Here is a 25,639-nt window from a genome sequence, read left to right on the forward strand (position 1 = left end):
ATATTTATGAATACTGTAATTTTGGATGTGCATATTTTGTTTTAAAAAAAATAAAAAAATAAGAAATATTAATCGAAAAGCCAATCAACGACTAGTGAAGGATTGGCTTATTTTTTTGTAATGTTATTAGAGCATCCTGCGGGAGAAACGGGTCAAGGGATCCCCACAGGCCTGCCGAGGTTTCAAGAACAACGAAGATAAACAAAGCATATTTTTTAAATGACTTCTGACAAAAAACTACGCAATTCCGTCGCATCTTCCTCTGTTAATTTAAATGCATATTCTACATAACCAGGTTCCTCTAAATCATCTGTACCAATTATTGCAAATCGATTACTTTGAATATCAAGGACAATTTGCTTACCAAAAAATCGGTCAGTTTGAATAATTGCTAAATCAAATCGCTGATTATTTCCCATAAAACTAACATATCTTATATTCGTCTCAACTGATTCATCATATAAATAAAACCGATCTGACATTTCATTCTCTCCATTCAATCTATTTCAATAATTATTAAAAGTGTACCATAATCATCTGTAAAGATCGTTTAGACCTACTAATAAAAAATCCTTCAAAATTCGTCGAAAATTCTGGAAATGTGGTAAAATAATAATATGTAAACGGTGCTAACCAGAAGGGTTGAAACAGATGCAGAGTGACTTTTGGAATACACAATTTAGAAGATTAAAAAAGTGGAACAAGCTTTTTTTACCACAGCATAAATTAAAGTATTATCCTCCAAAATTCGTACTTAGAGACCCTGTATTAGAGGGAGTATACCGTGCAATTGCCGGTGGAATGCAAGTTGCAGTTGTCGTAATTTCTGTTTCAAACCTACGTGAGTTTTCACAACAGCTCGAACAAAATCAATTAGAAGAGTTTAAACAAGAGCTTAAAGTAGGGTTTAAACACATCATTGAAAACTCTAATTATAAAAATGACTTACTCGTTGTCCATGATTATTATAGCGAGGGACTAACCTTTTTTTTGAAAATAAACGATGAAAAACAAAGCGTTATTCATATTGAAAAAATGCTTAGAACGATTATGCCATTGCTAGAAAGCAAGGTAGCAATAAATCATCCATATTTTCAACATACATTTGATATTGGTTACATGTTTATCGAAAGAAATAATAATACAACAGCTGAGGCACTACATACAGCACAGCAGCATGCCGTTGCGATGGCAGAAAAACGAGTTCATACTCGATACATAGAAACATTAATTGAAATTCGTGAAATTATTCAAAAGCAAGATATAACGCTATTAGCACAACCAATTGTCGATTTAGCAACAAAGCAAATAAAGGCATGGGAGTTTTTAACACGAGGTCCAAATGGAACTGGATTAGAAAAGCCGCTACAGCTATTTTCCCTTGCAAGGCAGTCTAATTTAATTTACGATTTGGAATTATTAGTATTAGAGAAGGCGTTTCAGCTCATCAGCCGTGTTGGATGTACAGATGACGTATTTTTAAACTTTACACCAATTACGCTAGGAAATAAACGTTTTTTACCTGCTCTTGAATCATTGTTATTCAAGTATTCAGAAATTGAGCCGAATAAAATAATTTTTGAAGTAACAGAACGTGACTCAATCGAAGGACTTACCTTTTTTCATGATAATATTAAACAATTGCGGAAAAAAAGCTTTCGAATTGCTGTCGACGATACAGGTGCAGGTTATTCTAGTCTCCACACGATTAGTGAATTAATGCCAGACATTATTAAAATTGACCGATCGGTGATACAGGATATAGATACAAATCGTGTAAAGGAATCGATGTTAAAAGGTCTTTTATTAATTGCAAAGGAAACTAAATCATTAGTTGTTGCTGAGGGAATAGAAAAGAAGGAAGAAGCAGAGGTTTTGATTAAAAATGATGTTGATTTAGCTCAAGGGTATTTATTTGCAAAGCCTGGCACATTAGAAAAGGATCGAGTTGTTTTTAAATAAACTTCTAAAGGTACTTTCATAATCTAACAGTACGATTGCTAAGAAAACATCACATACATAAAAGGCTAAGAGAAAATTAATTACTGAGCTTCTGCTATTCTAAAGGATGGTGTTCATAAATGTATTTTGTTGATAGAGAAAAGATAGAAAATAGACTAGCTTATTTAGAAAAACAATTAGACATTTTTCGTTCAAAGGAATCGTGGAATCACGATATTGAAAAATTAGCGTTGGAAAGATTATGTCATCTTAGTATTGAAATCATTTTAGATGTAGGCAATGCGATGATCGACGGCTTTATTATGAGGGATCCAGGTAGCTATGATGATATTATTGATATACTATTAGACGAAAAAGTAATTCTTCCAGAAGAGGGAGAGGGATTAAAGGAAGTCATTGCTTTAAGAAAAGTGCTAGTACAAGATTATTTAGAAGTGGACGAGCAGCAATTGCTCCAAAGCTTTACAAAGTATCTTAATGTGATCGCTGCTTTTCCGTTACGAGTTCGGACATATATCAAAAAAGAATTAGGGCCAGTTACAGCGTTTAAGCCGATCGGATAATGAAAAAAGTGGATGACCAATTTTGTCATCCTATTTTTTTCGAAATGATTCAAGATGAAAAGAAAGAGTGATTAGAATGAAAACATATAAAGGATATTTAATAGATCTTGATGGAACAATGTATCGTGGAACTGAACAGATTGAAGCAGCTAGTGAGTTTGTCGATACACTTGTGAAAAATAACATTCCTTATTTATTTGTGACGAATAATTCCTCACAAACACCAGAAAAGGTCGCAAAAAAATTAATGGACTTTCAAATTCAAGCAACAAAAGAAACTGTGTTTACGACAAGTCAAGCGACAGCCAATTATATTTACGAAAAAAAGAAAGATGCAAAGGTTTATGTAATTGGAGAAGAAGGTTTAAAGGAAGCGATAACAAATAGAGGACTAACCTTTGTTGAGGAAAATCCTGACTTTGTTGTCACTGGCATTGACCGCGAGATAACTTATGAAAAGCTTGCAAAGGCATGCATCGCTGTAAGAAATGGGGCTACCTTTATTTCGACAAATGCGGATATCGCACTTCCAACAGAACGGGGACTGCTTCCAGGGAATGGTGCACTTACATCGGTTGTAACTGTATCAACAAATACCCAACCAATTTTTATCGGTAAACCAGAGGCAATTATTGTCGAGCAAGCATTACAAGTATTAGGGACAGAAAAAAGTGAAACATTAATGGTTGGGGATAATTATGATACAGATATTAAAGCAGGAATTAATTGCGGCTTAGATACTCTGCTAGTACATACTGGGGTGACAACTAAGCAGCATTTAAAAAATTATTCTATCCAGCCTACATATACGGTTGAATCGTTAGCTGAGTATATCCAACATGGATTTAACAGTTAGTCTTATAGTGAAAACACCGCCTCTAAACATTTAGTTCTGCTTAGAAGCGGTGTTTTGTTTAAGCCTAGGTAAAAATATTTCATAAACATTTCAGATAGCGATATAAGCAGCAGACGAGGCCCTTCCGCTTTTCGAAGATGTCTAGCTGCAGCTCCTAGCCCCTCGAGGTCACAAGCCAATTATGCCAAAAAGGTAAAGACCACCTTTATGGCATAATCGTCTTGTGCTTGTCGGGGCTAAGCAAGGCCCTTCCGCATTTCTGATTATTCTACATCTTTAGCTCGGTGAGCGAGGCGGCTTGATGCTGCGGCGGCGATTGCTCCGACGATGTCATCTAGGAATGTGTGGCATTTGCCTGTAGACTTGTCGTTTAAGTATTGGAGGATTCCAGGTTTTAGCTTGTCAATGTAGCCGTAATTAGTGAAACCGATTGATCCATATATATTTACGATTGAGAAGGCTAGAATTTCATCAACACCGTATAGACTTTCATCTGTTTTTATAATTGTTTGAAGTGGTTCTTCTAGCTGTCCTTTTTCTGCAAGAATATCAAATTGAATTCCTGTAATAACGGCATTTTGAACCTCTCGCTTTGTTAGTACTCGATCAACATTTTCTAAACAAACATCCATCGTTAAATCAGGATGATATTTTTCTTGTAAAAAGTAAACGAGCTCAGCGATATCCTCTAATTTAACACCGCGTTTTACCATCCAATCTCTTGCTGTTTTTTCAACTACATCCATTTTTTCTTCACTTTTCATAATGATCACCCAATTCTATTGTTTTTGCGCATTTATTTAGTGTATGGCGATTAGAACTAACATATTCGCTAGCAATTAAGAGGATTACACCATTCTATAATCTTCTCCATATTTTCTGTTGTCCCTGCATCAATTAATCATAAATCGAGAAAATGCCGCTTACGATAGTATATGGAGTTTTATGATGGAGGGATAACGATGAAAAGTACAATAAATGAACAATATGGGATAAATGTCCAAGAAATAACGAAAATGGGCGGTTTCGATTCATTTCGAATGCATCGCACACAGTTTCTCATCGTTCCAATACCCCATTTAGATGATGAAGAGCTTTACGAGGTTTTTTATTTCAGTCAATTTATGATAGAGAATCGGGAGCCTTATATTGCTAGTATGGTGTTAACAAAGCAAAATCATTTATCATTTGAGAAAGATTCAATGAAATATGTTCTTTTAAAATACTCGAATGTTTCGAAACGGAAGGGCATTCAGCATGGTAGAGATTTAGCTATATTTCATCAAAAGGCAAGAGCCTTTCCATACCAGGTGACAAAGACCAATCGAATTGGACAGTGGAAAAATCTTTGGGAAAAGCGTCTTGACCAGTTAGAGTCATTTTGGCATGGAAAGGTTCATAGTCAGCCGTTAAATCGTTTTGAGAAAATATTTGTTGAATCCTTTCCATATTATTTAGGCTTGGCTGAAAATGCAATTCAGTATTTAGTCGATACAGAAATAGATGGAGAGCCGCTACCGATTGATTCAGGAACGATATGTCACCATAGGTTTTTCTATCGAACATGGAACGATGAATTAAATGTAAAGCTTCCAACAGAATGGGTATTTGATCATGGAAGTAGAGACATTGCGGAATATATGAGAGATTTATTTTTTGAAAAGCAAAGTGATGCTCATTCATTAAGCTATCGTTTTTTGGAGGAATATAATCGCATCACACCACTATCACCGTTTTCATACCGTTTAATTTATAGTCGGTTACTGTTTCCCCTTCATTATTTTGAATGTATTGAAAATTACTATTTAGCTGCTGAAGATATGAAGCAAAGTTATGAGAAAAGATTACTGCTAATATTGGAGCGTTCTGGACAATATGAGAAGTTTTTAAAAGGCTATACGAATATGCTTGCAATGAATACAAACCGAATTGTTTTGCCAACGGTCGAATGGCTGAAATAGTTGAACAAGAAGTATTTTATTACTTAGTCTCGTTATTGTTTAGCTCGAAAAAACCTTCCCTGAAAATAACGAGACTTATGGTAAAATAGTAAATATTAAGCTTTCATCATATGAGGAGGGATGCAAATTGACAAAACCATACATATTCGTAACGAGGAAATGCTCAGAGCAGCAACTAAAGCCACTTTATGAAATAGCGGATGTAGAAATGTGGCCAGAAGAAGAAACTCCCTGTCCTCGCGAGCTTTTATTGAAAAAGGCAGCGCGGGCTGACGCACTATTAACGATGCTTTCTGACGTCATTGATAAGGAGTTAATCGAAAACGCAAAGAACTTAAAAGTAGTAGCTAATCTAGCTGTCGGATATGACAATATTGATGTTTCTTTTGCAAAAAGTAAAGGAGTCATTGTTTGCAACACTCCCGATATATTAACTGATACAACAGCAGACTTAACATTTGGTTTACTCCTTGCAACTGCCCGACGGATGACAGAGGCAGCTGAATATGTGAAGGAGAATAAATGGAAAAGCTGGGGACCTCTTTTATTAGCTGGACAGGATGTACATCACAAAACAATAGGAATTGTTGGAATGGGAAAAATCGGACAAGCTGTAGCTAAACGTGCCACAGGCTTTAACATGAATATCCTCTATCATAATCGGCGGAGAAATATAGAAGTTGAAAAGGATCTTGGAGCACAGCATGTATCATTTGATGAATTATTAGCTTCTTCAGATTACGTTGTCTGCCTAACCCCATTAACAGACGAAACAAGAGAAAGGTTTAATAAGGATGCTTTTAAAAAAATGAAGAAAACAGCAATCTTTATTAATGCCAGTCGAGGAGCTGTCGTAAATGAGGCCGATCTTTATAAAGCGCTCATTTCAGGAGAAATTTCTGGTGCTGGTTTAGATGTCTTTTTACATGAGCCGATAGCATCTGATCATCCGCTTATTCAGCTGAAAAACGTTGTCGCACTCCCACATATAGGAAGTGCAAGTAGTGAAACGAGGCATGCGATGATGAAGCTATGTGCCGATAATATCGCAAATGTTCTTAATGGGAATGAACCGAAAACAATCGTAAAATAATTAATTTCAATTGTGTAAAAAGGGTGTTTTAAAAATAGGTGAAATTTTCGTCTTAATAATAGTAAGGCGTGAAACGCTTACATCTAAAAAACTGAAAATTCGCCCTTGTAAAACTGTTCTATACATTTTATAATGACAAGTATATTATCAGTGTCTTTTAGGAGGGTACAATTGTACTTTCTAGATGAACATAAAGGAGTGTAACGATTGGAAGCAATACATGTTGGCCTTTTAGGTCTTGGTACGGTTGGTAGCGGTGTTGTGAAAATTATCGAGGATCACCAAGATAAATTAATGCACCAAGTTGGCTGTCCAGTTAAAGTCAAGAAAGTCCTTGTAAATAATCTCGACAAAGAGCGCCAAGTAACGATTGATCGGTCAATGTTAACAACAAATGTTGACGATGTAATCAAAAGCCCTGATATCGATGTTGTTATCGAAGTAATGGGTGGAGTGGAAGAAACGCGTAAATATCTAATCGAAGCACTTCAATCGAAAAAGCATGTTGTGACCGCAAATAAAGATTTAATGGCATTGTACGGTACGGAATTGCTATCAATTGCAACTGAAAATGGTTGTGATTTATTCTATGAAGCTAGTGTTGCAGGGGGAATTCCTATTCTTCGCAGCTTAGTTGATGGCTTAGCATCTGATCGAATTACGAAAATGATGGGAATTGTGAACGGAACAACGAATTTTATCTTAACAAAAATGTCTAAATTCGGAAGTGCATATGAAGAGGTTCTTAAGGAAGCACAGGATTTAGGCTATGCTGAAGCGGATCCTACATCTGATGTTGAAGGATTAGATGCTGCAAGAAAAATGGCGATTCTCGCTCGATTAGGTTTTTCAATGCATGTAGATTTAGAGGATGTTAAGGTAAAGGGAATTTCCTCTGTTACAGATGATGACATTAGCTACAGTAAGCGTCTTGGCTATACGATGAAGCTAATTGGAATCGCGGAAAGGGAAAACGGGAAAATTGAAGTAGCGGTAGAGCCTACTTTATTGCCTGAGTCACATCCATTAGCAGCTGTAAATGATGAATATAATGCAGTTTATGTGTATGGTGAAGCGGTAGGAGAAACAATGTTTTATGGCCCGGGCGCAGGCAGTCTCCCAACAGCAACCTCAGTTGTATCAGATTTAGTTGCTGTCGTTAAAAATATGAGGTTAAATGTGAACGGGCAAAGTGCCATTGCACCACAATATGAGAAGCAATTAAAAGGCTCAGAGCATATTTTTGCACAGCACTTTTTAAGAATTACAGCAAAAGATCAAGTAGGAGCATTCTCGAATATTACATCACTTTTCTCTGATCGTGGCGTAAGTTTTGAAAAGATTCTCCAACTTCCAATTAAAAATAGTAATCTAGCAGAAATTGTCATTGTCACACATAAAGCAGCAGAAAGTGACTTTGAAGAGATTCTTCAACAATTAAATGACTTAGATGTGGTTCATGAAGTAAAAAGTACTTATCGCGTAGAAGGGAACGGTTCATTATGATGTGGAAAGGTCTTATCCAAGAATTTGCAGAATTTTTACCAGTAACAGATAAAACACCTAGATTAACTCTTCAAGAGGGAAACACTCCTCTTATCCATCTACCAAAGCTATCGGAAAAGCTTGGTGTTGAGTTATACGTAAAAACGGAAGGAACTAACCCGACAGGCTCATTTAAGGATCGTGGAATGGTTATGGCGGTTGCAAAGGCAAAGGAAGAAGGTAGTGACACAGTTATTTGTGCATCTACAGGAAATACTTCAGCTGCAGCTGCTGCATATGCAGCAAGAGCTAATATGAAATGTATTGTTCTCATTCCAGATGGAAAAATCGCATTCGGTAAGCTTGCCCAAGCAGTTATGTACGGTGCGGAAATTTATGCAATTAAAGGGAATTTTGACCATGCTTTAACAATGGTTCGTAATATTAGTAAGAAGCTCCCAATTACATTAGTAAATTCAGTGAATCCTTATCGTATCGAAGGACAAAAAACAGCTGCTTTTGAAGTATGTGAACAATTAGGCAGTGCTCCTGACTATCTTGCAATTCCAGTAGGGAATGCTGGAAATATCACTGCATACTGGAAGGGCTTTAAAGAGTATCATGAAAAGAAGCAAACTGGTCTTCCGAAAATTCATGGCTTTGAAGCAGAAGGTGCAGCTGCTATCGTACGCGGCGAGCCGATTGAAAATCCAGAAACGGTTGCAACAGCAATTCGAATCGGAAATCCTGCAAGCTGGGAAACTGCTGTTAAAGCAAAAGAAGAATCAAATGGTCGAATTGATTCAGTAACAGACGAGGAAATTTTAGAAGCATATCAATTAATTGCCCGTGAGGAAGGTGTGTTTGCTGAACCTGGCTCATGTGCATCGATTGCAGGTTTAATCAAGCACCGTAAGCTAGGTCTTATTAAGGAAGGCAGTAAAGTTGTTGCAGTATTAACTGGTAACGGATTAAAAGATCCAAACACAGCTATCGATGTTTCAGAAATTAAACCAGTTGTTCTACCAAACGATGAAGAAGTTTTCCTTCAGCAATTAAATGGAGTTACAGTTCAATGAAAGAAGGAGACATGTTAAAAATAACGGTACCAGGTAGTACAGCCAATTTAGGACCTGGATTTGATTCGATTGGCCTTGCCCTAGGAAAATATTTAACATTGGAAATTAAGCTCTCTAATGAATTTCGATTTGAACCAATGACAGAGCATGTCAAAGACCTTCCAACAAATGAAAATAACTTAATTGCAAAAGTGGCAATTGAGGTAGCAACAATGTATAATAAACAGCTTCCACCTTGTGAAGTAAAGGTGTGGAGTGATATTCCGATGGCGAGAGGAATTGGCAGCAGTGCAGCGGCGATTGTTGCAGGGATTGAATTAGCGAATCAGCTCTGCCATCTCCAATTATCAAATGAAGAGAAATTAAGAATTGCTAGCTTAGAAGAGGGGCATCCAGATAATGTTGGGGCATCCCTTTACGGAGGCCTTGTCGTTGGATTGCATCAGGATGAGCAAACCGAGCTCGTCCATATCGATCATGTGGATGTAGATGCGGTAGTCGTCATCCCAAAATATGAAGTTTTTACAAGTGATGCAAGAAATGTTTTACCTTCATCTCTTGACTATAAAACAGCTGTAGAGGCAAGTGCAATAAGCAATATGCTAGTTGCTGGGCTACTAACGAATAATTGGAAGCTTGTTGGGCAAATGATGGCGAAGGATTTATTCCATCAGCCATACCGCAGCAGCCTTATCCCGGAAATTAAGACAGTTCAAGAGCGAGTTCTTGAATTAGGCGCATATGGGTCTGCATTAAGTGGAGCAGGTCCGACTGTTATTTCCTTTACTGAGAAGGGAAAGGGTGACGAGTTAGCTGAAAAACTTTCTCATGAGTTTTCAGCATATGCTGTGGAACGTCTTGAGATTGACGTAGAAGGCTGCAAGGTCGAACAAGTAGAAAAAGTGAAAAACCGATAAAAAAAGGACTGACATTATGTCAGTCCTTTTTAATGTATTTTTAGAAAACTTGCTCTACTTCAACAATTCCTGGTACCTCTTCTAAAAGTGCACGCTCTATACCAGCCTTTAGTGTGATTGTTGAGCTAGGGCAGCTCCCACAAGCACCTAAAAGTCGAAGTTTAACAATACCATCTTCTACATCAACTAATTCACAGTCTCCTCCGTCACGGAGTAAGAATGGACGCAGTTTATCTAATACTTCTTGAACTTGTTCGAATAAAGCTGTTTCAGTCATTCAAATCGACTCCTTTCCTTATTCCCTATTATATTTGAAACATCAAGAAAAATCTAATCGAAAGATTGGAAATAGAAAAACTTAATGAGCTTATTTTAACATATTTTTTATTATTAAAAAATGGTACTTCTAGCTAAAGTGCAAATCAAGCAACATATTTCATTTCAGAAACGAAAAAAGTATGGGTTAACGAAAAACAGTTTAACCCATACTTGTAAGTATTAACCGTTATGGTATTTATACATCCATAACACACCTGATTTTAAAAGTCGTGGAACACGGCCAATTAAAGGGCGATCATTAACAAGTCCAAAGCCTTGTTTCTTCCCTAGTGATCCGAGTACACCTTTCAGCTTAAATGGTGGAAATGATTCTGGTAAAGGTTCATTATTCCACTTTTTTTGCAAGACTTGAACAATTTGCTCTGCTTGTGCCTCGGCAAGCTGTGCGCTTGGTGCATGAGGTAGACTAGCGCAATCGCCAACAACGAAGGCATCCTCGTAATTTGGAATCGAATGCTGATTTGTTAAAAGAACCCTTCCTTGTTTATCCTTTTCTACTGGAAGGTCTCGAACAATTTTGTTTGGTTGGATACCTGCTGTCCAAACAATTGCATCGAATTCTATCGGCTCATCATGATTGTATACTATATTTTGTTCAACCTTTGTAATGGTAGCATTATTAACAATGTCTACACCGTGCTCAGTAAACCATTTTTCAACATAATTACTTAAACGTTCCGGAAAGCTTGATAAAATATGCTTTCCACGATCAAATAATTTGATGTGTAAATCCTTCCGACTTTCCCGTAGCTCACTGGCAAGCTCAACACCACTTAATCCAGCACCAACAATCGCTACTTTTGCACCAGCTTTTAAATTATTTAGCGTTTGATATGTTTCTCGGCATTGGTCAATAGATTGGATACTATGCGTAAATTCCTTTGCGCCTGGAATGTTATGATATTTATCCTCACAGCCTAAGCCGATAATTAAATCATCATAAGGAATAGTTGTACCATTTTTTAATAGTACATTTTTTTCGTCTAGCTGAATGGCTGTCACTTCCCCGAATGTTGAATGAAGCCGTGGATGTTCTGGAAAGGAAACTCGAATATGTTGGTCTGATATCGTACCAGCTGCTAATGCGTAATATTCTGTTTTTAAACAGTGGTAAGGGTTTTTATCAATTAGAGTAATTTGTACATCATCTGGCAAATGATTTGGCAAAAGTCTATGTAGAATTCGCATTCCACCATATCCCCCACCAAGGATGACAAGGTTTTTCATATTAAATACCTCTTTCCCCAATGTTTTTATAAAGGTATGTTTATATGTGATTAAATTAACGCAATTGACTTAAATAGACCTGACCTCCGAACTAGTATGGAGTTCGTCTACGAGCACGAACTAGGGCAGTAACAATTAAGGACAAAAGTTTATATTTTACTAAAACTTAATTGTCACTCTAAACCTGTAAAAAATTGATAAATTTTCATAAAAAGTATAACGAATTAACTACTAAATCACAACACAATACCTAAAAAAAACGTTTTCTTAAATAATTTATGATGCAAAAATAAACTAGTACTTCATCATTATGAATGAAATTTTTTTCGTTTACAATCTTTTCTGCTACTTATTTAAAAAGCATATTTAAAAAAGAATTCACTTTCATTTTCGTTTGACGTTCCCTCTATAACCCTATAGGATAGGAAGAAATAGAGAGGTGTTACGATGAAGCCGATGATTGAGTTTTGTATAAGTAATTTAGCTAATGGCTCTCAGGCAGCATTGGAGAAGCTTGCAAAGGATCCGAATTTAGACATTATTGAATACGGTTGTTTAAGTTATTGTGGAAAATGCTACCAATCCTTCTATGCTTTAGTAAATGGAAAAGCAGTGACAGGATCCGATAATGATGAGCTTGTTGAAAATATCTATCAATTTCTTGAAGAAAATTCGCTAGATTAATAGGTTATAGACGAGGCTGATGACTATGAAGAAAAACTTTACAAATGAAGACTTAAAAAGAGTAATTGAAACAAAACCAGTAGGCGATTTTTACCCTTTTAATCTAGGAGACTACAATGACCAGGCGATCGATGACTATCTTGCTAAAATTGTCGGTGAGTTGGCGATGGTAGAAAATATTAAATTTGAGGCAGATTTTGATAGTTATGGTAGTGGATTTGCATCATATGTAGATGTATTTTGCTGGAAAGGTGACGGAAGTTCTACAAAGGAGCATGATAAAGTGCTATCGATTGATGGACTAAGAATATATTTATGCCGTCTTACACCTGTAGCCGTGATTGGGGCAAGTCAAGTGACGAAACATGAAACGGGAGGTGTTGAAGAGTTTCTTAATAGTGAAAAAGTCGACAGCATACCACCTGGAGACTGGAATGAACAGATTGAAGGGATAAAGAATGTATTAAAAAGATATCGATATAAAGTGTTAGAACGTACATATGTTAGCGAATTACTACCTTTTGATGCAAAAATACCGACAATTGTTGCTGATCCACCGTATAAATTATTTGATGCCTTTTTTTATTGGGAAGATTAAGCATATGAATAAACTCGAACAAAAAAACTAGGAGTTTTAAATGCTATCAGCACTCCTAGTTTTGACATATCATATTAACTAAGCTTCGTTTCTTCTCTTATTTCCCCCCATCGTTCCTTTGCCATTTCAATAATCCCTTTTTCGATAGTTTCCGTTTGCATCCCAATTACGAGAGAAAAATATTTTGTAGCTTGTTCTCGTAAACTGTTTCGAAGGCTTAAGTCCCCGATAATATAGAGAAGCTTCACCTCTGATAAATGTGTTTCATTGAAATCTCCAGTCTGATAAGAATGAATATATTCATTTAATGCTAATCGTAAAAAACGATGCTCTTCCTCTACATTTATTTTTTCCGTACGATACAACCATGCTAGGCGTAAATATAATCCGGCCAATGCAACATGCTTTTCCTTTTTAAGAGTTGCAGAGTAAATGGCTAATTTATATGAAATGATTGCCTGATCAACGGTACGTTCCTTACAGTAGTTCGCTTTATTCCAATTGCTCGTAATTTTTTCCTTGATTGCCGTTAATGTCGCTGGTAAAAAGTAAGTAGAAAATTCCTCAGAAGAAGAAAATCCACAGTCTGGACATACTTGTACATAATAGAGGAGTGGATTTTTTTTTGTGGATGAATAGTATGAACAAAAGTCAGTATCATGCTTTTCGATCCGAATGTATTTTGATAAAACCTTTTTAGATGTATAATTTCCCTGACATGCTGGACATTGAACTGCCTTGTCATATAGATACTCTTGTTCCATATTCATGTTTTACTCCCCTTATTGATAGAATAAATGTCTCTAGCTTAAGCATTTATCCTAAGTGCTTTTAACGATTGTTATAATAAGTAGAGTATAACAAATTCATAAGTAAAAAGAACTAGTTAATAAGGTTTAAATTTAAGGGGGATTTTACCATATGGTGCAAAATAAAAGCCCCTACAAAGGTTAGGGACTTTTACTCTATAAAACGGGGGATATTTATATTGTGATCATATTTCCAACATTTTATACTAGTAAAAACAGATACAATTGGAGGCTAACATGAATTCATTTCAATTTACAAAAATGCACGGGCTTGGTAACAATTATGTTTATGTAAATATGTTTCAAGAACAATTACAAGAGGAGCAATTGTCTGGAATCGCTAAAAAGGTTGCAAATGTTCATACCGGAATTGGTTCTGATGGTTTAATCCTTATTTGCCCCTCTGAAAATGCACCAGTAAAAATGAGAATCTTCAATAACGATGGGTCAGAGGGGAAAAACTGTGGAAATGGATTACGTTGTGTTGCAAAATATGCGTACGAGCATAAGATAGTAACAGACACAGAATTTAAAATCGAAACATTATCAGGACTTGTCGATGCCAAGGTCCATGTAGATAATGATACTGTCACTCTTGTTACAGTCGATATGGGAGAACCAAAACTATTAAAATCACAAATCCCAATGGAAGGAAAACCAGATTCGAAAACAATTAACGAGCGGATCGAGTTTAATGGACAGCAATATGAGGTGACGACGGTATCAATGGGAAATCCCCATATTATTTTTTATGTTGATGATATCGAGACGGCACCTGTTACAACATTAGGACCAATAGTTGAAAAGGACCCGCGCTTTCCAGAAGGTGTGAATGTTGAATTTGTCCAAGTTGTTTCTGAAGATGAAATTCATTTTCGAGTATGGGAAAGAGGATCAGGTGTGACACAAGCTTGTGGTACGGGAGCATGTGCTGCTGTTGTCTCATCTGTTTTAAATGAATTAACTCAAGCTGGGAAAGATACGACCGTTCATCTTGCCGGCGGAGATTTAACGATTAATTGGACGACTGACGGAAGGGTATTAATGACAGGACCTGCAGAGGTTATTTGTACAGGAGAATATTTCCTTTCATAACAAATTCATCCTGTCAGACTGATTAGTTGAGAGTATGTGAAAGAATCGGTATACTAAAATTAAGTAAGACTTACCCGAGTTTATCTTTCATACTGTTTAAGGAGGGATTACAGATGAATGATGTTATTGAATTAACGGAAGCAGCTGCTTTTCAAATAAAAGATATGATGAAAGAAAATGAAGAAGAAGGTGCATTCCTACGTGTAGGTGTTAAGGGCGGAGGCTGTAGTGGTCTTTCCTATGGAATGGGTTTTGAATACGAAATTAATGATGATGATCAGGTTCTTAAGCAGCATGATTTAACCATCCTTGTTAAAAAAGAGGATGCCCCAATATTAAATGGCACGAAGATTGATTACAAGCAATCAATGATGGGCGGAGGCTTCACCATTGACAATCCGAATGCCATTGCTAACTGTGGCTGTGGATCCTCATTTAGAACAGCTTCAAATGTAGGGACTCCTGAGAATTGCTAAAGTATTAAATTTAAAGTGTGGGGTTACAGATGATATCATCCTTTTGAGTGTATACAAGCCTCAAAAGATGTGTTAACAACCCTGAACATGATAAAACAAGATTTTAAATTACGGGCCTTCTCGATAGTTCATGTTGAAAAACATAGCAATTTGAGGAGGTATTTTTTATAGGTGAAAAAAGGCATTCCTGTTTTTTACTAAGGGGCGTGCTTAGCTCCAGCGCCTAGCCGGTTTGTTCTTACAAGCAAATAAATACGGAAAATGTCTAATCAAAAAGGATAATCCAAAGTTAGAAATGGGACAAAGCTTTGGCCTTGTTGTTGTATGAGAAATGCTAGAAAGACTCAATCAATAAGCCTGCAACAACCATACAAAAGGAGATAATACCCATTATCTCCTTTCGCTTTTGTATCTAAAGTTTCGCATTTAATATTATCGGTAAACGTTTCAGCCCACGAATGATGATACTCTGTCTCCATTCTAGCTCTGATTGATCGCATGCTAGTGTAATGTGGGGGAAAGCTTCTAATAATACTCGTAAGGCAATTTCTCCTTCCAGCCTTGCTAATGGTGCCCCTAAACAATAATGAACGCCTTTTCCAAACGCAAGATGTGGACTTTTTTCCCTCGTAATATCAAATTCTTCTGGTTTAGAGAAAATGGCTGGATCATGGTCAGCTGAAGCTAAGGAAACGATGACGTGATCTCCCTTTGAAACCTTTTGACCCATAAAGGTAAACGAATCGCTCGCCCAGCGGTCCGTGCTAAATTCAACAGGTCCATTATAGCGTAAGAATTCTTCAATAGCTTGTGGCATTAAATGTGGCTGTTCTTTCAAAAGTGATAGTTGGTCAGGGTGAGTAAGTAAAGCGAGTAAACCATTTGCAATAAGGTTAACAGTCGTTTCATGTCCCGCTACAATTAAAAGCATAATCACACCGTATAGTTCATTTTTTGATAATGTATCACCATTTTCCTCTGCCCTTATCAATTCAGACAGTAAATCATTTTTCGGTGTATCCTTCTTTTGCTCGATTAATTTTTCTAAGTACTCTAGAAATTCTCCCATCGCTTCTTCATATTCTGAAGGCTCATTGATATCAACCACTACATGTGACCAACGTTGGAAGTCCATTTGATCTTCCTGAGGTACGCCGAGTAGTTCACATATGACCCTGATTGGTATAGGGAAAGCATACTCTTCGATAAATTCAACGACATCCTTATTTTTCATTAACTCAATTTGTTCTCTAGCAATTTCCTCAATTCTCACATCTAACTCTTTGATTTTCTTAGGTGTAAACCCATATTGAACAAGATTACGTAAACGCCTATGGTCAGGTGGATCAACGAAAAGCATACTTTGGGTAATAGGCTGCGTATTCTCATCTGTTATGTTTTCGGGATATAATTTCTTCCTATCTTTAATAAATCTAGCATCCTTTAAGACTGCCTCTGCCGCCTCGTAAGTAAAAGCCATCCATGTTACCAGACCATCCATCAGCTTAACTTTAGCAAACGGTTGATGTGAACGAATTTCCTTATAATATTCGTAAGGATTTTGGTGGAACTCCTTTGAAAAAATCTCGTCGGTTTTAAATTTCATTCAAGTACCTCCCCCATTAATAAGTGAATAATAAACTATTCTATTTTATAAAGGTAATTCCTTTATTCTAGAAAGTGACTTCATTGAATTTTACGTGCACATATCATGATAAAATCTATGTTCAAGCTAAAATTGGGAAATACAGTAGGTAGACTAGATGGTATGAGTTTCTCAGGTGCCATTTGATGCCTTTTGTAGATATGGAAAGAGACTTTAGAATTTATGAATGGCATGGCATAAGAGTCGCATCCATTTAAATATGCAACACTATTTTTGATGAAGTAAAAAGAGTAAAAAAATAAATGACTATAAGAGGAGCGAATAACTTAGAATGGTGAGATGAAGCTTGGAGATTTACAAAGACTGTTTCCATTTTTGCACTAAAGCGTATCAAACTTATCTTAATATCTAAACCCCAATCTTTAAGAGGTCTTTCCTAGTAATAGCTGTTAATTCCATACTAGCCTAAAAAAGGGTAAAATTAATTCTAGTGTAATACACGAAAATGGATATTTTTGTTATGAAAACGTTTCAGTTGTTGAAAAACGAAAGGCTAATAATTATAAATGATTTTTTGAAAAAAATATACTCTTATGTTATGAAAAATCACTTGAAAAATTCATTGCATAGGGATATTATGAATGTTAGACATAATTATATATTATTTATTTGTTTTAGGTAAGAAAGAATTACCTTCATGTGCATTAATAAGTGAATAATTTCACAAAGTTTTATTATCTAAATTAATAAAATGTTGTGTTTGAGTGGATTATAAACAGTAGAAATAGTTCACGTAAATGTACAACAATTTTAGAGTAAAGGTGGATGTTTTCTTTGAGAAAGCCAAAAGTTGTCGTTTTAGGTGCAGGATACGGTGGGTTAATTACAGTTACAAGATTACAAAAGCAAATCGGTGCTAATGAAGCTGAAATTACGTTAGTGAATAAAAATGATTATCACTACGAAACAACATGGTTACATGAGGCTTCAGCAGGAACTTTACATCATGACCGCGCTCGTTATCAAATTAAAAACATTATTGATAGCCGTGTAAATTTTGTAAAAGATACAGTTGTTTCTATCGATAAAGAAGCAAAAAAAGTTGTTTTGAAAAATGGCGAAATCGAATATGATTACTTAGTTATTTCTTTAGGTGCACATCCTGAAACATTCGGTATTAAAGGATTAAAAGAATATGCATTTGGTATTACAAGCATTGATTCTGCTCGTCAGCTTCGTGAGCATATTGAATACCAATTTGCAACATATAACACAGAAGAAGAGAAGAAAGATGAGCGTTTAACAATCGTAGTTGGTGGAGCTGGATTTACTGGTATTGAATTCCTTGGTGAATTAGGTAACCGAGTTCCTGAGCTTTGCAAAGAGTATGATGTTGATTTCAACAAAGTACGTATTATCTGTGTTGAAGCTGCTCCAACTGCACTTCCAGGTTTTGATCCGGAATTAGTTGATTATGCGGTAAATCACTTACAGAAAAAAGGCGTTGAATTCAAAATCGGTACTGCGATTAAAGAATGTATCGAAGATGGTATCATCGTTGCTAAAGGTGATGACACAGAAACAATTAAAGCTGGTACAGTAGTTTGGGCTGCTGGAGTTCGTGGTAACAGTGTTGTTGAGGAAGCTGGCTTCGAAAACATGCGTGGCCGTGTGAAAGTTGATGAATATTTACGCGTACCTGGTCATGATGAAGTATTTATTATCGGTGACTGCTCATTAATTATTAACGAAGAAATTAATCGTCCATACCCTCCTACAGCGCAAATTGCAATGCAACAAGGTGAAACTTGTGCGAAAAACGTAGCAGTTGCTGTTCGTGGAAGCGGCGAAATGGAAAAATTCTCCTTTGATAATAAAGGTTCAGTTGCATCTTTAGGTGAAAACGATGCAGTTGGTGTTGTATTTGGTAAAAAAATAGTTGGTACAAAAGCATCATTCATGAAAAAAGTCATTGATAACCGTGCATTATACATGGTTGGTGGACCTTCATTAGTATTGAAAAAAGGAAAATTCAAATTCCTATAAGAAACATAAAGGACAGAGGCGAAAGCTTTTGTCCTTTTTTACTTGTTTGAGGAGAAATGATGTGTGTTCGTGGTTACTGCGTATTTCCAGTCCGTACGCAGCTGAACAGGCGCTTCCGCTTTTCTGAATTGTCTAGCTCCAGCGCCTAGCCCCTCGAGGTCACAAGCCGATTATGCCAGAAAGGTAAAGACCACCTTTATGTCATAATCGTCTTGTGCTTGTCGGGGCTGAACAAGGCGCTTCCGCTTTTCTGAATTGTCTAGCTCCAGCGCCTAGCCCCTCGAGGTCACAAGCCGATTATGCCAAAAAGGTAAAGACCACCTTTATGTCATAATCGTCTTGTGCTTGTCGGGGCTGAACAAGGCGCTTCCGCTTTTCTGATTGACTGTCCATCATTAGTTCAGTACACTAAAAGAGGTATAATGGAGGTGATGGGCATGTTAAGTTTACCGGTTTTATTAATTTCAATGCTTTTATTTTTGGTTTTATTTTTTGGAATAGGTTTTTTATTAAATATGCTTTTGCGCATGTCTTGGATTATGGCGATTGTTTACCCGATTGTATGTATTTTTATCATAGATGAAGTTCGATTTATCGAGTATTTTCAAAAACCAGGGGATTCCTTTTCATCTCTAGGTCATAAAATTACCTCGTTAGCACTTGCTGATATATTAATATTATTAAGTGGACTTATCGGAGCAATTCTTTCAGGTGTTGTTATTAAAATGCTTCGAAAAAGAGGGTATCAAATGTTTTAATTATAACGCTTACATATAGCTTTTCGCTAAAAAGCCTGGCTTATCCAAAAATTTTTTGGAGGCTAGGCTTTTTTATTGAGTTGGGGACAGTCCCCGTAATAGCTTTTAAACTGTTAAAATATGTTTTTTCCTATTTTTTGAATAATCTCTTGCAAATCTGGGAACGAATAGATTTGTGAGAGGAGTGAATAGGAAAAATATGATACGTATAAAAACAATTTGTAAGCGGATTTTTATGTCATTATTATTTTTAGGTGCATTAACAACAACGTTTGAAGTCGTCTCTGGTCTTGAGGTACGAGATGTGCATAAATGGTACAACCATAATTACAATAGCTCAGGTCAGAGCAGTGTAAACAATGAGGCGGAAGAAGAAGCTGAAGTCGATGATAACTCAATTAGATTTTTAGGTTTAACATTTAAAAAAATGAATAGCGAACCATTAGTAAGCACATCGATTTCATCAAGCGTTGAGGCAGTCAATCAAAATGTTTCTTTAGAGGATGCAATTGATTGGTCACAGTATCCTACTAAAAGGGTCGTTGCAACAGGCTATACAGCAGGTGTGGAATCAACTGGTAAACATCCAAACCACCCAAGCTATGGAATTACCTATTCGGGTGTAAAGGTGAAACGTGATTTATACTCGACTATCGCTGCGGATTTAGATGTATTTCCACTTGGAACAATTCTTTTTATTCCAGGCTATGGCTACGGTGTTGTTGCAGACATTGGTGGAGCAATACAAGGTAACAGGCTAGATTTATATTATGAAACAGTAGCAGATGTTTATAAAAATTGGGGTAAAAAGCAGCTAGATGTTTATGTTGTAAAAGTCGGTGACGGGAAATTGACAGAGGAGCAGCTAAATCAATTAAATGAAAATGAATCAATGCAGGTTTTCAGGCAACAATATTTAAAAAGTAAAACAAAAAGCTAAGGGTAATCCTTAGCTTTTATTCTATATGCACTATTATTTATTGTTCTCTCTTTACTAAATAGGTGAGGTGTAAGTAGTTCTTTTCACTGTAGGAGGCATACAACACAGCCTCAAACTGAAACGACTACTAATCTAAATCACCTTAATAAAAGAAGTAATATAAGACTAAAGAGATAAGAATACCTGTTAGTCCGCCGAAAAATACTTCGATCGGTTGGTGACCAAGTAATTCCTTTAGCTTCTTTTGCTTTTCTTGTTCAGGCTTTTTTGGCCACACTTTAGCTTCTTCAACAAATGTATTAAAATCGATTACGAGCTGATTTAATACGGTTGCTTGTTCACCTGCATGCCTTCTTACTCCAGTAGCATCAAACATGGTGATAATTGCAAAGATCGTTGAAACTGCAAATAGGGAGGAATTTATTCCTTGATCCAAGGCTACACCAGTTGTGAGAGCAGTAACTGCTGCAGAATGTGAACTAGGCATTCCACCAGTACTAGTAATTAGCGACCAATCCAATTTCCTACTTACAATATATTGAATCGGAACTTTTACAAATTGGGCGAAGAAAATTGCAACTAAAGATGAAATTAAAGGGAAGTTATATAATAATTCCATATTGATTGCCCCTTTCAAATGGTGTAGTTTATCCAAATATGTACGCTTTCATTTATATTTAACAAAAGGAACGTCAACGTTTCAAGTTTTACCAATGCTAATCATTGTATACTTCCGTTAAATCGTTTTAAAATGAAAGGGAGGATAAAAGTTTTCTCCATTATAGCATAATATTGCTTTAGTTCTTTCCATTGTCGATACATAAATTACAAGCAAAACGAATGATTAAGAGCTCACAGTAAGTTGCAGGATAAGCGATTTTGTTTATTTTTTATGGAGTAGTTTTTTAGTTTTAAGCTTCGGCGCCTACCTTCTTTGGCTTCAGCGATATAAGAATTAATGGGAAAGAACACCTTCTATTTTTATACGACTAATATGCCTAAGACAGAATAAGGTGCTGCTTTTCTTAATTTTGGAGGTGTTTTTATGTTTAAAGTACATAATCAATTAAATTTACAAGAACAATATGAAGTGCTTGTCATCGGTTTATTTCAAAAAAATAATAAATTAACTGGACTTGCAGCTGAACTAGATGAAAAGCTAGATGGTCAATTAACGCAAATGTTAAAGGATGGAGATTTGTCTACAAAGTACAAATCGATTACAAAGCTTTACACACTTGGCAAACTACCAGTAAAGCGAATCTTTTTTGTTGGATTAGGAAGAGAAAAGGATATTACCTTTTATAAACTTAAAGAGGCTTACGGAAGATTATTTAAAACGTTCCAAGAAGCAAAAATTCAAGATGTTTCGGTTGTATTAGAAACATTTGTCTCTGAAAAAATAGAGTTACCTGATTCTGCACATGCATTAGCTGAGGCGTTTGCTTTATCAACATATAAAATTATTGATTATAAACAAAAATCAAATGAACCAGAGAAGCAAATCGAACAAGTTCAAGTGATTGTACCAACGGAGGAAACAGTTGAAATAACAGCAGCGTTAGAGGTCGGCTATGCATTTGGAAAAGGTACAAATAGTGCTAGGACGTTAACGAATATGCCACCGAATCTTTTAACAGCAAGTGAGCTAGCACAGTATGCACAGGAGTTAGCGAAAACATATCAGTTTGAATGTGAAATTCTCGAGAAGGAAGAGATGGAGCGTCTCGGAATGGGAGCGTTACTTGCTGTTAATAAAGGCTCTGTTGAACCACCAAAAATGATTGTCTTGAAATACCAAGGTAAAGAGACATGGGAAGATGTTATAGGCTTAGTTGGAAAAGGTATTACCTATGATACTGGTGGCTATTCCATTAAACCTAAAACAGGAATTGTTGGGATGAAAACAGATATGGGCGGTGCAGCAGCTGTTTTAGGAGCAATGGAAATTATCGGTGAGCTAAGACCTGAACAAAATGTTGTAGCAGTCATTCCTTCAACTGACAATATGATTAGCGGCGATGCATTTAAACCAGATGATGTGATCGTATCCTTAAGCGGGAAAACGATTGAAGTCTTAAATACTGATGCTGAAGGGCGACTAGTTCTTGCGGATGGAATTACGTATGCAAAGCATCATGGGGCAAACTACTTAGTAGATGTTGCGACATTAACTGGCGGAGTTATTGTTGCACTTGGCACAGAAACAACAGGTGCAATGACAAATAATGAAGAATTATTTGAACAGCTCCTACAAGCTTCATATGAATGTGATGAGCCTGTTTGGCGTTTGCCAATTACAGAAAGTGATAAAAAGAGAGTTCGCAATAGTAAAATGGCAGACTTAAATAATTCGCCAGGACGTGAGGGACATGCGATTATGGCTGGAACCTTTATCGGGGAGTTTGCTGAAGATACACCATGGGTTCATCTTGATATCGCGGGAACTGCAACAACCTCTAAAGGAAATGAACTTGGACCATCTGGTGCAACAGGTGTAATGGCAAGAACACTTGCAACCCTTGTTGAACGTTTTGAATTGAATAAGGAATAAAGAAATAAAAGAATCAATCTTCATAGGTTGATTCTTTTTTATTTTCTTATCTCATTATTGTTTTTTATTTGCAATAATTTAAACAAGTAGTGACCCTACAAAAGAGCAAAATGGAGAGAAGTTAGGGAGCGTGGGAGCAAATAGATGGTTATTCTGGCAAATTATTATTTAGATATACTTTCCGTTGACAACCTGATTTTATCATGGTAAATTTAAATCTGTTATTTTATCTCTCTACCATATTAGCAAACTAAAGTATTTTTGGGGGTCTTATTATGAACGCGGTTGTCATTGCGGTTATAGTTATGCTTATACTAAGCTTATTACGAATAAATGTTGTTTTTGCGCTAGTAGTCGGTTCTTTAGTTGGAGGTTTAACTGGAGGACTTGGAATTGCCACTACAATTGAAACGTTCACTGGTGGTTTGGGTGGAAATGCTACTGTTGCATTAAGCTATGCCTTGCTAGGTGCCTTTGCAGTTGCCTTAACGAAAACAGGTCTACCAGATGCAGTTGTAGCAGGTGCTATTAAATTAGTTGGCCGTGAAGGAGAGACGAAGCGAAAAACGCTCTCTAAAGTATTAATTATCTTTATGATTTTAATTATGGCGATATTTTCCCAAAATGTAATACCGGTCCATATTGCCTTTATTCCTGTCCTTATTCCTCCTTTATTAAAGGTACTTAATGAGTTACAAGTGGATCGTCGATTAATTGCATGTGTACTTACATTTGGTTTAATCACTCCCTATATGTATTTGCCTGTTGGATTTGGAGCAATCTTTCACGGGATTATGAAACAAAATATTGAGGATGCAGGCCTTGTTATTGCATTATCTGATATTCCAAATGCGATGATGATTCCATCCCTAGGAATGGTTGTTGGTTTATTAGTTGCTGTGTTCATTTCTTATCGAAAAAAACGTGTATATGAAACTCGTGAAATTGAAGGTCAAGAAATGAGTAACCCTTATACAAATAAATCAATCGTGATTGCGATTATTGCAATTGTTGTTTCCTTGGCTGTACAGCTATATCTATCACAAGTAATCGGTGTAGAGGGCATGATATTTGGTGCATTAGCTGGTCTAGTAGTTTTGTATGTAAGTGGTATTTTAAAGCTAAAAGAAGCAGACATCGTTATTACAAACGGTATGAAGATGATGGCGTTTATCGGATTTGTTATGATTACAGCCTCTGGTTTTGCAAGTGTTTTAAAGGAAACTGGCCATGTCGAAAAATTGGTTGCAGATGCAGTTGACCTCATTAATGGAAATCAAACAGTTGGGGCGTTGCTAATGTTAATCGTTGGACTGCTTGTTACTATGGGAATAGGCTCGTCGTTTTCAACGATTCCGATCCTTACGACTATCTTTGTTCCGTTATGTCTTGAACTAGGATTTAGTCCGTTAGCAACAATTGCGATTGTCGGAGCAGCCTCTGCACTAGGTGATGCTGGTTCACCTGCATCAGATAGTACGCTTGGACCTACATCAGGCTTAGCAGCAGACGGAAATCATAATCATATTTGGGATACATGTGTACCAACCTTTCTTCACTACAATATCCCAGTGATTCTATTTGGTTGGATCGCTGCAATTGTATTATAAATTTTAAGTAATCTTTCACTAATTAATAGATTTATGAAAAAAAGAGGCTTATGATGTGAACATTCATCATATAAGCCTCTTTTTTTCTTTATCTATATTTATTCTCTCCAGTAACTCCTCATCATCCCATTCTAAAATCGATTCATTGTATTCGGGATGTTTATCTAGTACTTGTTTTTCTAATTGTTCTCTATCATTCACATCGAGAAAATATTTTTTAATACGTAGTGTTTTCACAAATTCACACCCTTTTTTCGTTACTCTACTATTTTTATTGACAAAACTAGTAATAATTATACATTGAAAATGTAAAAATAGTAAAAGTATAAGGGCTTTTGAATTTTATTAGGCAGCAATTCGATTATTCGTTGCTTTTGATACAGCATGATAAATACGTGGAGCAATAAGGGCTCCGATAATTGTGAACACGATGTCTTTTACCGCAAACCAAGCCATAACACCCCATGCTGCAAGATACGACATTGGAGCATTTAACCAAACATTTACCGCTAGCCACATATAAGTAGTTCCAATTAGATAGATTAGGACAATCCCAACAAAAGATGCAATGAAGAAGATCGAGCCTTTCTTATTGTTGCTTTTTTCGATTAATTTTCCAACGACAAACGCTGTTGGGATATATGCAAAAATAAATCCACCTGTACTTTCAAAAAGTACACCAATTCCTGCGTTGAACTGGGCAAAAACAGGTGCTCCTGCAATGCCGATTAACGCATAAATTGTCATCGATAATGCGCCAAGCCGACTTCCTAAAAGAAGACCTGCTAAAATACAGAAAAAGGGCTGCATTGATAATGGAACATTAGCAATTTGTAAAAAAGGTGCCCACGATGTAATATTAGCACCAACAGCCATTAATCCACTAAACATCGCAACCAAAGTCATATCGTATGTAGTAATTTTTCTTTTCAACTATTATCACCCTTATTTAATATTTTACTGCTTCACTAAAAGTATTTT

The 25,639-nt window shown here is 36.3% G+C and carries 27 protein-coding genes; 18 read left to right on the forward strand and 9 right to left on the reverse strand.

Annotated elements, in window-relative coordinates:
* The first annotated feature begins 2 nt into the window (after window positions 1-2).
* Window positions 3-62, forward strand: coding sequence for a YutD-like domain-containing protein (locus HU235_RS25570; RefSeq protein ID WP_411828268.1), 60 nt, complete (start codon window positions 3-5; stop codon window positions 60-62).
* Between the two features lie 153 nt (window positions 63-215).
* Here HU235_RS25570 and HU235_RS18595 read toward each other — a convergent pair whose 3' ends face one another.
* Entirely contained in the window at window positions 216-482 is a 267-nt protein-coding gene (locus HU235_RS18595; protein ID WP_174881179.1) for a DUF3055 domain-containing protein, read from the reverse strand.
* 169 nt (window positions 483-651) lie between these two features.
* On the opposite strand from HU235_RS18595, the gene HU235_RS18600 reads away from it, so the two are divergent.
* The 3 genes from HU235_RS18600 to HU235_RS18610 all read left to right on the forward strand — a co-directional run bounded on the left by HU235_RS18600 (window position 652) and on the right by HU235_RS18610 (window position 3,381).
* The gene (locus tag HU235_RS18600) at window positions 652-1,962 is read left to right on the forward strand and encodes an EAL domain-containing protein (protein WP_174881180.1); all 1,311 of its coding nucleotides are present in this window, start codon (window positions 652-654) and stop codon (window positions 1,960-1,962) included.
* Between the two features lie 119 nt (window positions 1,963-2,081).
* Window positions 2,082-2,525, forward strand: a complete 444-nt coding sequence (locus HU235_RS18605; protein WP_174881181.1) for a DUF86 domain-containing protein — start codon at window positions 2,082-2,084, stop codon at window positions 2,523-2,525.
* A 76-nt stretch (window positions 2,526-2,601) separates the two neighbouring features.
* Entirely contained in the window at window positions 2,602-3,381 is a 780-nt protein-coding gene (locus tag HU235_RS18610; RefSeq protein WP_174881182.1) for a TIGR01457 family HAD-type hydrolase, read from the forward strand.
* A 263-nt stretch (window positions 3,382-3,644) separates the two neighbouring features.
* Here the strand turns inward: HU235_RS18610 and HU235_RS18615 are convergent, their stop codons facing one another.
* Window positions 3,645-4,145: a phosphatidylglycerophosphatase A family protein gene (locus tag HU235_RS18615; protein WP_095297505.1), complete on the reverse strand. Its 501-nt coding sequence runs from the start codon at window positions 4,143-4,145 to the stop codon at window positions 3,645-3,647.
* A gap of 198 nt (window positions 4,146-4,343) precedes the next feature.
* Between HU235_RS18615 and yutH the strand changes: the two genes are divergently transcribed.
* From yutH to thrB, 5 genes are all read left to right on the forward strand, one after another.
* Window positions 4,344-5,342 (forward strand): spore coat putative kinase YutH, encoded by a 999-nt coding sequence (yutH, locus tag HU235_RS18620; RefSeq protein WP_174881183.1) that lies wholly within the window; start codon window positions 4,344-4,346, stop codon window positions 5,340-5,342.
* Window positions 5,343-5,469: 127 nt separating this feature from the next.
* On the forward strand, window positions 5,470-6,435 hold the full coding sequence (locus HU235_RS18625; RefSeq protein ID WP_174881184.1) for a 2-hydroxyacid dehydrogenase: 966 nt from the start codon (window positions 5,470-5,472) through the stop codon (window positions 6,433-6,435).
* Window positions 6,436-6,642: 207 nt separating this feature from the next.
* A complete protein-coding gene (locus HU235_RS18630; RefSeq protein WP_174881185.1) occupies window positions 6,643-7,941 on the forward strand; it encodes a homoserine dehydrogenase in 1,299 nt (432 codons plus the stop codon).
* Window positions 7,941-8,999 (forward strand): threonine synthase, encoded by a 1,059-nt coding sequence (gene thrC / locus HU235_RS18635; RefSeq protein ID WP_095297538.1) that lies wholly within the window; start codon window positions 7,941-7,943, stop codon window positions 8,997-8,999. Before HU235_RS18630 ends, thrC begins: the two co-directional genes overlap by 1 nt.
* Window positions 8,996-9,916: a homoserine kinase gene (gene thrB / locus HU235_RS18640; protein ID WP_174881186.1), complete on the forward strand. Its 921-nt coding sequence runs from the start codon at window positions 8,996-8,998 to the stop codon at window positions 9,914-9,916. Before thrC ends, thrB begins: the two co-directional genes overlap by 4 nt.
* 40 nt (window positions 9,917-9,956) lie before the next feature.
* Here thrB and HU235_RS18645 read toward each other — a convergent pair whose 3' ends face one another.
* Both HU235_RS18645 and HU235_RS18650 read right to left on the reverse strand, forming a co-directional pair.
* Window positions 9,957-10,193: a NifU family protein gene (locus HU235_RS18645; RefSeq protein ID WP_095297522.1), complete on the reverse strand. Its 237-nt coding sequence runs from the start codon at window positions 10,191-10,193 to the stop codon at window positions 9,957-9,959.
* 221 nt (window positions 10,194-10,414) lie between these two features.
* Window positions 10,415-11,482, reverse strand: coding sequence for an NAD(P)/FAD-dependent oxidoreductase (locus HU235_RS18650; RefSeq protein WP_174881187.1), 1,068 nt, complete (start codon window positions 11,480-11,482; stop codon window positions 10,415-10,417).
* Between the two features lie 447 nt (window positions 11,483-11,929).
* Between HU235_RS18650 and HU235_RS18655 the strand changes: the two genes are divergently transcribed.
* Entirely contained in the window at window positions 11,930-12,166 is a 237-nt protein-coding gene (locus HU235_RS18655; RefSeq protein WP_174881188.1) for a YuzB family protein, read from the forward strand.
* 25 nt (window positions 12,167-12,191) lie between these two features.
* On the forward strand, window positions 12,192-12,764 hold the full coding sequence (locus tag HU235_RS18660) for a hypothetical protein (RefSeq protein WP_174881189.1): 573 nt from the start codon (window positions 12,192-12,194) through the stop codon (window positions 12,762-12,764).
* Between the two features lie 74 nt (window positions 12,765-12,838).
* Here the strand turns inward: HU235_RS18660 and HU235_RS18665 are convergent, their stop codons facing one another.
* Window positions 12,839-13,534, reverse strand: coding sequence for a DUF2225 domain-containing protein (locus HU235_RS18665; RefSeq protein ID WP_233452286.1), 696 nt, complete (start codon window positions 13,532-13,534; stop codon window positions 12,839-12,841).
* Window positions 13,535-13,810: 276 nt separating this feature from the next.
* Between HU235_RS18665 and dapF the strand changes: the two genes are divergently transcribed.
* Together dapF and HU235_RS18675 are read left to right on the forward strand one after the other, a co-directional pair.
* Complete coding sequence (gene dapF, locus HU235_RS18670) at window positions 13,811-14,668, forward strand: diaminopimelate epimerase (protein WP_174881190.1); 858 nt, start codon at window positions 13,811-13,813, stop codon at window positions 14,666-14,668.
* A 113-nt stretch (window positions 14,669-14,781) separates the two neighbouring features.
* Window positions 14,782-15,144 (forward strand): HesB/IscA family protein, encoded by a 363-nt coding sequence (locus HU235_RS18675; RefSeq protein ID WP_174881191.1) that lies wholly within the window; start codon window positions 14,782-14,784, stop codon window positions 15,142-15,144.
* Window positions 15,145-15,556: 412 nt separating this feature from the next.
* On the opposite strand, the gene HU235_RS18680 is transcribed toward HU235_RS18675, so the two are convergent.
* Complete coding sequence (locus tag HU235_RS18680; RefSeq protein WP_174881192.1) at window positions 15,557-16,750, reverse strand: cytochrome P450 family protein; 1,194 nt, start codon at window positions 16,748-16,750, stop codon at window positions 15,557-15,559.
* An 825-nt stretch (window positions 16,751-17,575) separates the two neighbouring features.
* Between HU235_RS18680 and HU235_RS18685 the strand changes: the two genes are divergently transcribed.
* From HU235_RS18685 to HU235_RS18695, 3 genes are all read left to right on the forward strand, one after another.
* Window positions 17,576-18,796, forward strand: a complete 1,221-nt coding sequence (locus HU235_RS18685) for an NAD(P)/FAD-dependent oxidoreductase (protein WP_174881193.1) — start codon at window positions 17,576-17,578, stop codon at window positions 18,794-18,796.
* A 437-nt stretch (window positions 18,797-19,233) separates the two neighbouring features.
* The gene (locus tag HU235_RS18690) at window positions 19,234-19,554 is read left to right on the forward strand and encodes a YuiB family protein (RefSeq protein WP_095297542.1); all 321 of its coding nucleotides are present in this window, start codon (window positions 19,234-19,236) and stop codon (window positions 19,552-19,554) included.
* 199 nt (window positions 19,555-19,753) lie between these two features.
* A complete protein-coding gene (locus HU235_RS18695; RefSeq protein WP_174881194.1) occupies window positions 19,754-20,494 on the forward strand; it encodes a 3D domain-containing protein in 741 nt (246 codons plus the stop codon).
* Window positions 20,495-20,636: 142 nt separating this feature from the next.
* Here the strand turns inward: HU235_RS18695 and HU235_RS18700 are convergent, their stop codons facing one another.
* Entirely contained in the window at window positions 20,637-21,113 is a 477-nt protein-coding gene (locus tag HU235_RS18700; RefSeq protein ID WP_174881195.1) for a divergent PAP2 family protein, read from the reverse strand.
* Between the two features lie 426 nt (window positions 21,114-21,539).
* Here HU235_RS18700 and HU235_RS18705 point away from each other — a divergent pair, with 426 nt between their 5' ends.
* Both HU235_RS18705 and HU235_RS18710 read left to right on the forward strand, forming a co-directional pair.
* Complete coding sequence (locus HU235_RS18705; RefSeq protein WP_174881196.1) at window positions 21,540-23,048, forward strand: leucyl aminopeptidase; 1,509 nt, start codon at window positions 21,540-21,542, stop codon at window positions 23,046-23,048.
* Between the two features lie 275 nt (window positions 23,049-23,323).
* Window positions 23,324-24,658 carry a Na+/H+ antiporter family protein gene (locus HU235_RS18710; protein WP_095297549.1) on the forward strand — a complete coding sequence of 445 codons (1,335 nt, stop codon included), beginning with the start codon at window positions 23,324-23,326 and terminating at the stop codon, window positions 24,656-24,658.
* Between the two features lie 66 nt (window positions 24,659-24,724).
* On the opposite strand, the gene HU235_RS18715 is transcribed toward HU235_RS18710, so the two are convergent.
* Together HU235_RS18715 and HU235_RS18720 are read right to left on the reverse strand one after the other, a co-directional pair.
* Complete coding sequence (locus HU235_RS18715; protein ID WP_170944199.1) at window positions 24,725-24,895, reverse strand: hypothetical protein; 171 nt, start codon at window positions 24,893-24,895, stop codon at window positions 24,725-24,727.
* Window positions 24,896-25,003: 108 nt separating this feature from the next.
* Window positions 25,004-25,564 carry a biotin transporter BioY gene (locus HU235_RS18720; protein WP_174881198.1) on the reverse strand — a complete coding sequence of 187 codons (561 nt, stop codon included), beginning with the start codon at window positions 25,562-25,564 and terminating at the stop codon, window positions 25,004-25,006.
* Window positions 25,565-25,639 lie beyond the last annotated feature (75 nt).

It is taken from the genome of Metabacillus niabensis (assembly GCF_902829255.1).
In the GTDB taxonomy this organism is placed as follows: domain Bacteria; phylum Bacillota; class Bacilli; order Bacillales; family Bacillaceae; genus Metabacillus; species Metabacillus niabensis.

Coding starts and splice junctions, on each gene's coding strand:
- HU235_RS18595 (WP_174881179.1), bottom strand. CDS start 482: ATGTCAGATCGGTTTTATTTATATGATGAATCAGTTGAGACGAATATA.
- HU235_RS18610 (WP_174881182.1), top strand. CDS start 2,602: ATGAAAACATATAAAGGATATTTAATAGATCTTGATGGAACAATGTAT.
- HU235_RS18695 (WP_174881194.1), top strand. CDS start 19,754: ATGATACGTATAAAAACAATTTGTAAGCGGATTTTTATGTCATTATTA.
- HU235_RS18690 (WP_095297542.1), top strand. CDS start 19,234: ATGTTAAGTTTACCGGTTTTATTAATTTCAATGCTTTTATTTTTGGTT.
- HU235_RS18700 (WP_174881195.1), bottom strand. CDS start 21,113: ATGGAATTATTATATAACTTCCCTTTAATTTCATCTTTAGTTGCAATT.
- thrB (WP_174881186.1), top strand. CDS start 8,996: ATGAAAGAAGGAGACATGTTAAAAATAACGGTACCAGGTAGTACAGCC.
- thrC (WP_095297538.1), top strand. CDS start 7,941: ATGTGGAAAGGTCTTATCCAAGAATTTGCAGAATTTTTACCAGTAACA.
- HU235_RS18650 (WP_174881187.1), bottom strand. CDS start 11,482: ATGAAAAACCTTGTCATCCTTGGTGGGGGATATGGTGGAATGCGAATT.
- HU235_RS18685 (WP_174881193.1), top strand. CDS start 17,576: ATGTTTTCTTTGAGAAAGCCAAAAGTTGTCGTTTTAGGTGCAGGATAC.
- HU235_RS18655 (WP_174881188.1), top strand. CDS start 11,930: ATGAAGCCGATGATTGAGTTTTGTATAAGTAATTTAGCTAATGGCTCT.
- HU235_RS18605 (WP_174881181.1), top strand. CDS start 2,082: ATGTATTTTGTTGATAGAGAAAAGATAGAAAATAGACTAGCTTATTTA.
- HU235_RS18645 (WP_095297522.1), bottom strand. CDS start 10,193: ATGACTGAAACAGCTTTATTCGAACAAGTTCAAGAAGTATTAGATAAA.
- HU235_RS18600 (WP_174881180.1), top strand. CDS start 652: ATGCAGAGTGACTTTTGGAATACACAATTTAGAAGATTAAAAAAGTGG.
- HU235_RS18615 (WP_095297505.1), bottom strand. CDS start 4,145: ATGAAAAGTGAAGAAAAAATGGATGTAGTTGAAAAAACAGCAAGAGAT.
- HU235_RS18680 (WP_174881192.1), bottom strand. CDS start 16,750: ATGAAATTTAAAACCGACGAGATTTTTTCAAAGGAGTTCCACCAAAAT.
- HU235_RS18675 (WP_174881191.1), top strand. CDS start 14,782: ATGAATGATGTTATTGAATTAACGGAAGCAGCTGCTTTTCAAATAAAA.
- yutH (WP_174881183.1), top strand. CDS start 4,344: ATGAAAAGTACAATAAATGAACAATATGGGATAAATGTCCAAGAAATA.
- HU235_RS18660 (WP_174881189.1), top strand. CDS start 12,192: ATGAAGAAAAACTTTACAAATGAAGACTTAAAAAGAGTAATTGAAACA.
- HU235_RS18710 (WP_095297549.1), top strand. CDS start 23,324: ATGAACGCGGTTGTCATTGCGGTTATAGTTATGCTTATACTAAGCTTA.
- HU235_RS18720 (WP_174881198.1), bottom strand. CDS start 25,564: ATGACTTTGGTTGCGATGTTTAGTGGATTAATGGCTGTTGGTGCTAAT.
- HU235_RS18665 (WP_233452286.1), bottom strand. CDS start 13,534: ATGAATATGGAACAAGAGTATCTATATGACAAGGCAGTTCAATGTCCA.
- HU235_RS18705 (WP_174881196.1), top strand. CDS start 21,540: ATGTTTAAAGTACATAATCAATTAAATTTACAAGAACAATATGAAGTG.
- dapF (WP_174881190.1), top strand. CDS start 13,811: ATGAATTCATTTCAATTTACAAAAATGCACGGGCTTGGTAACAATTAT.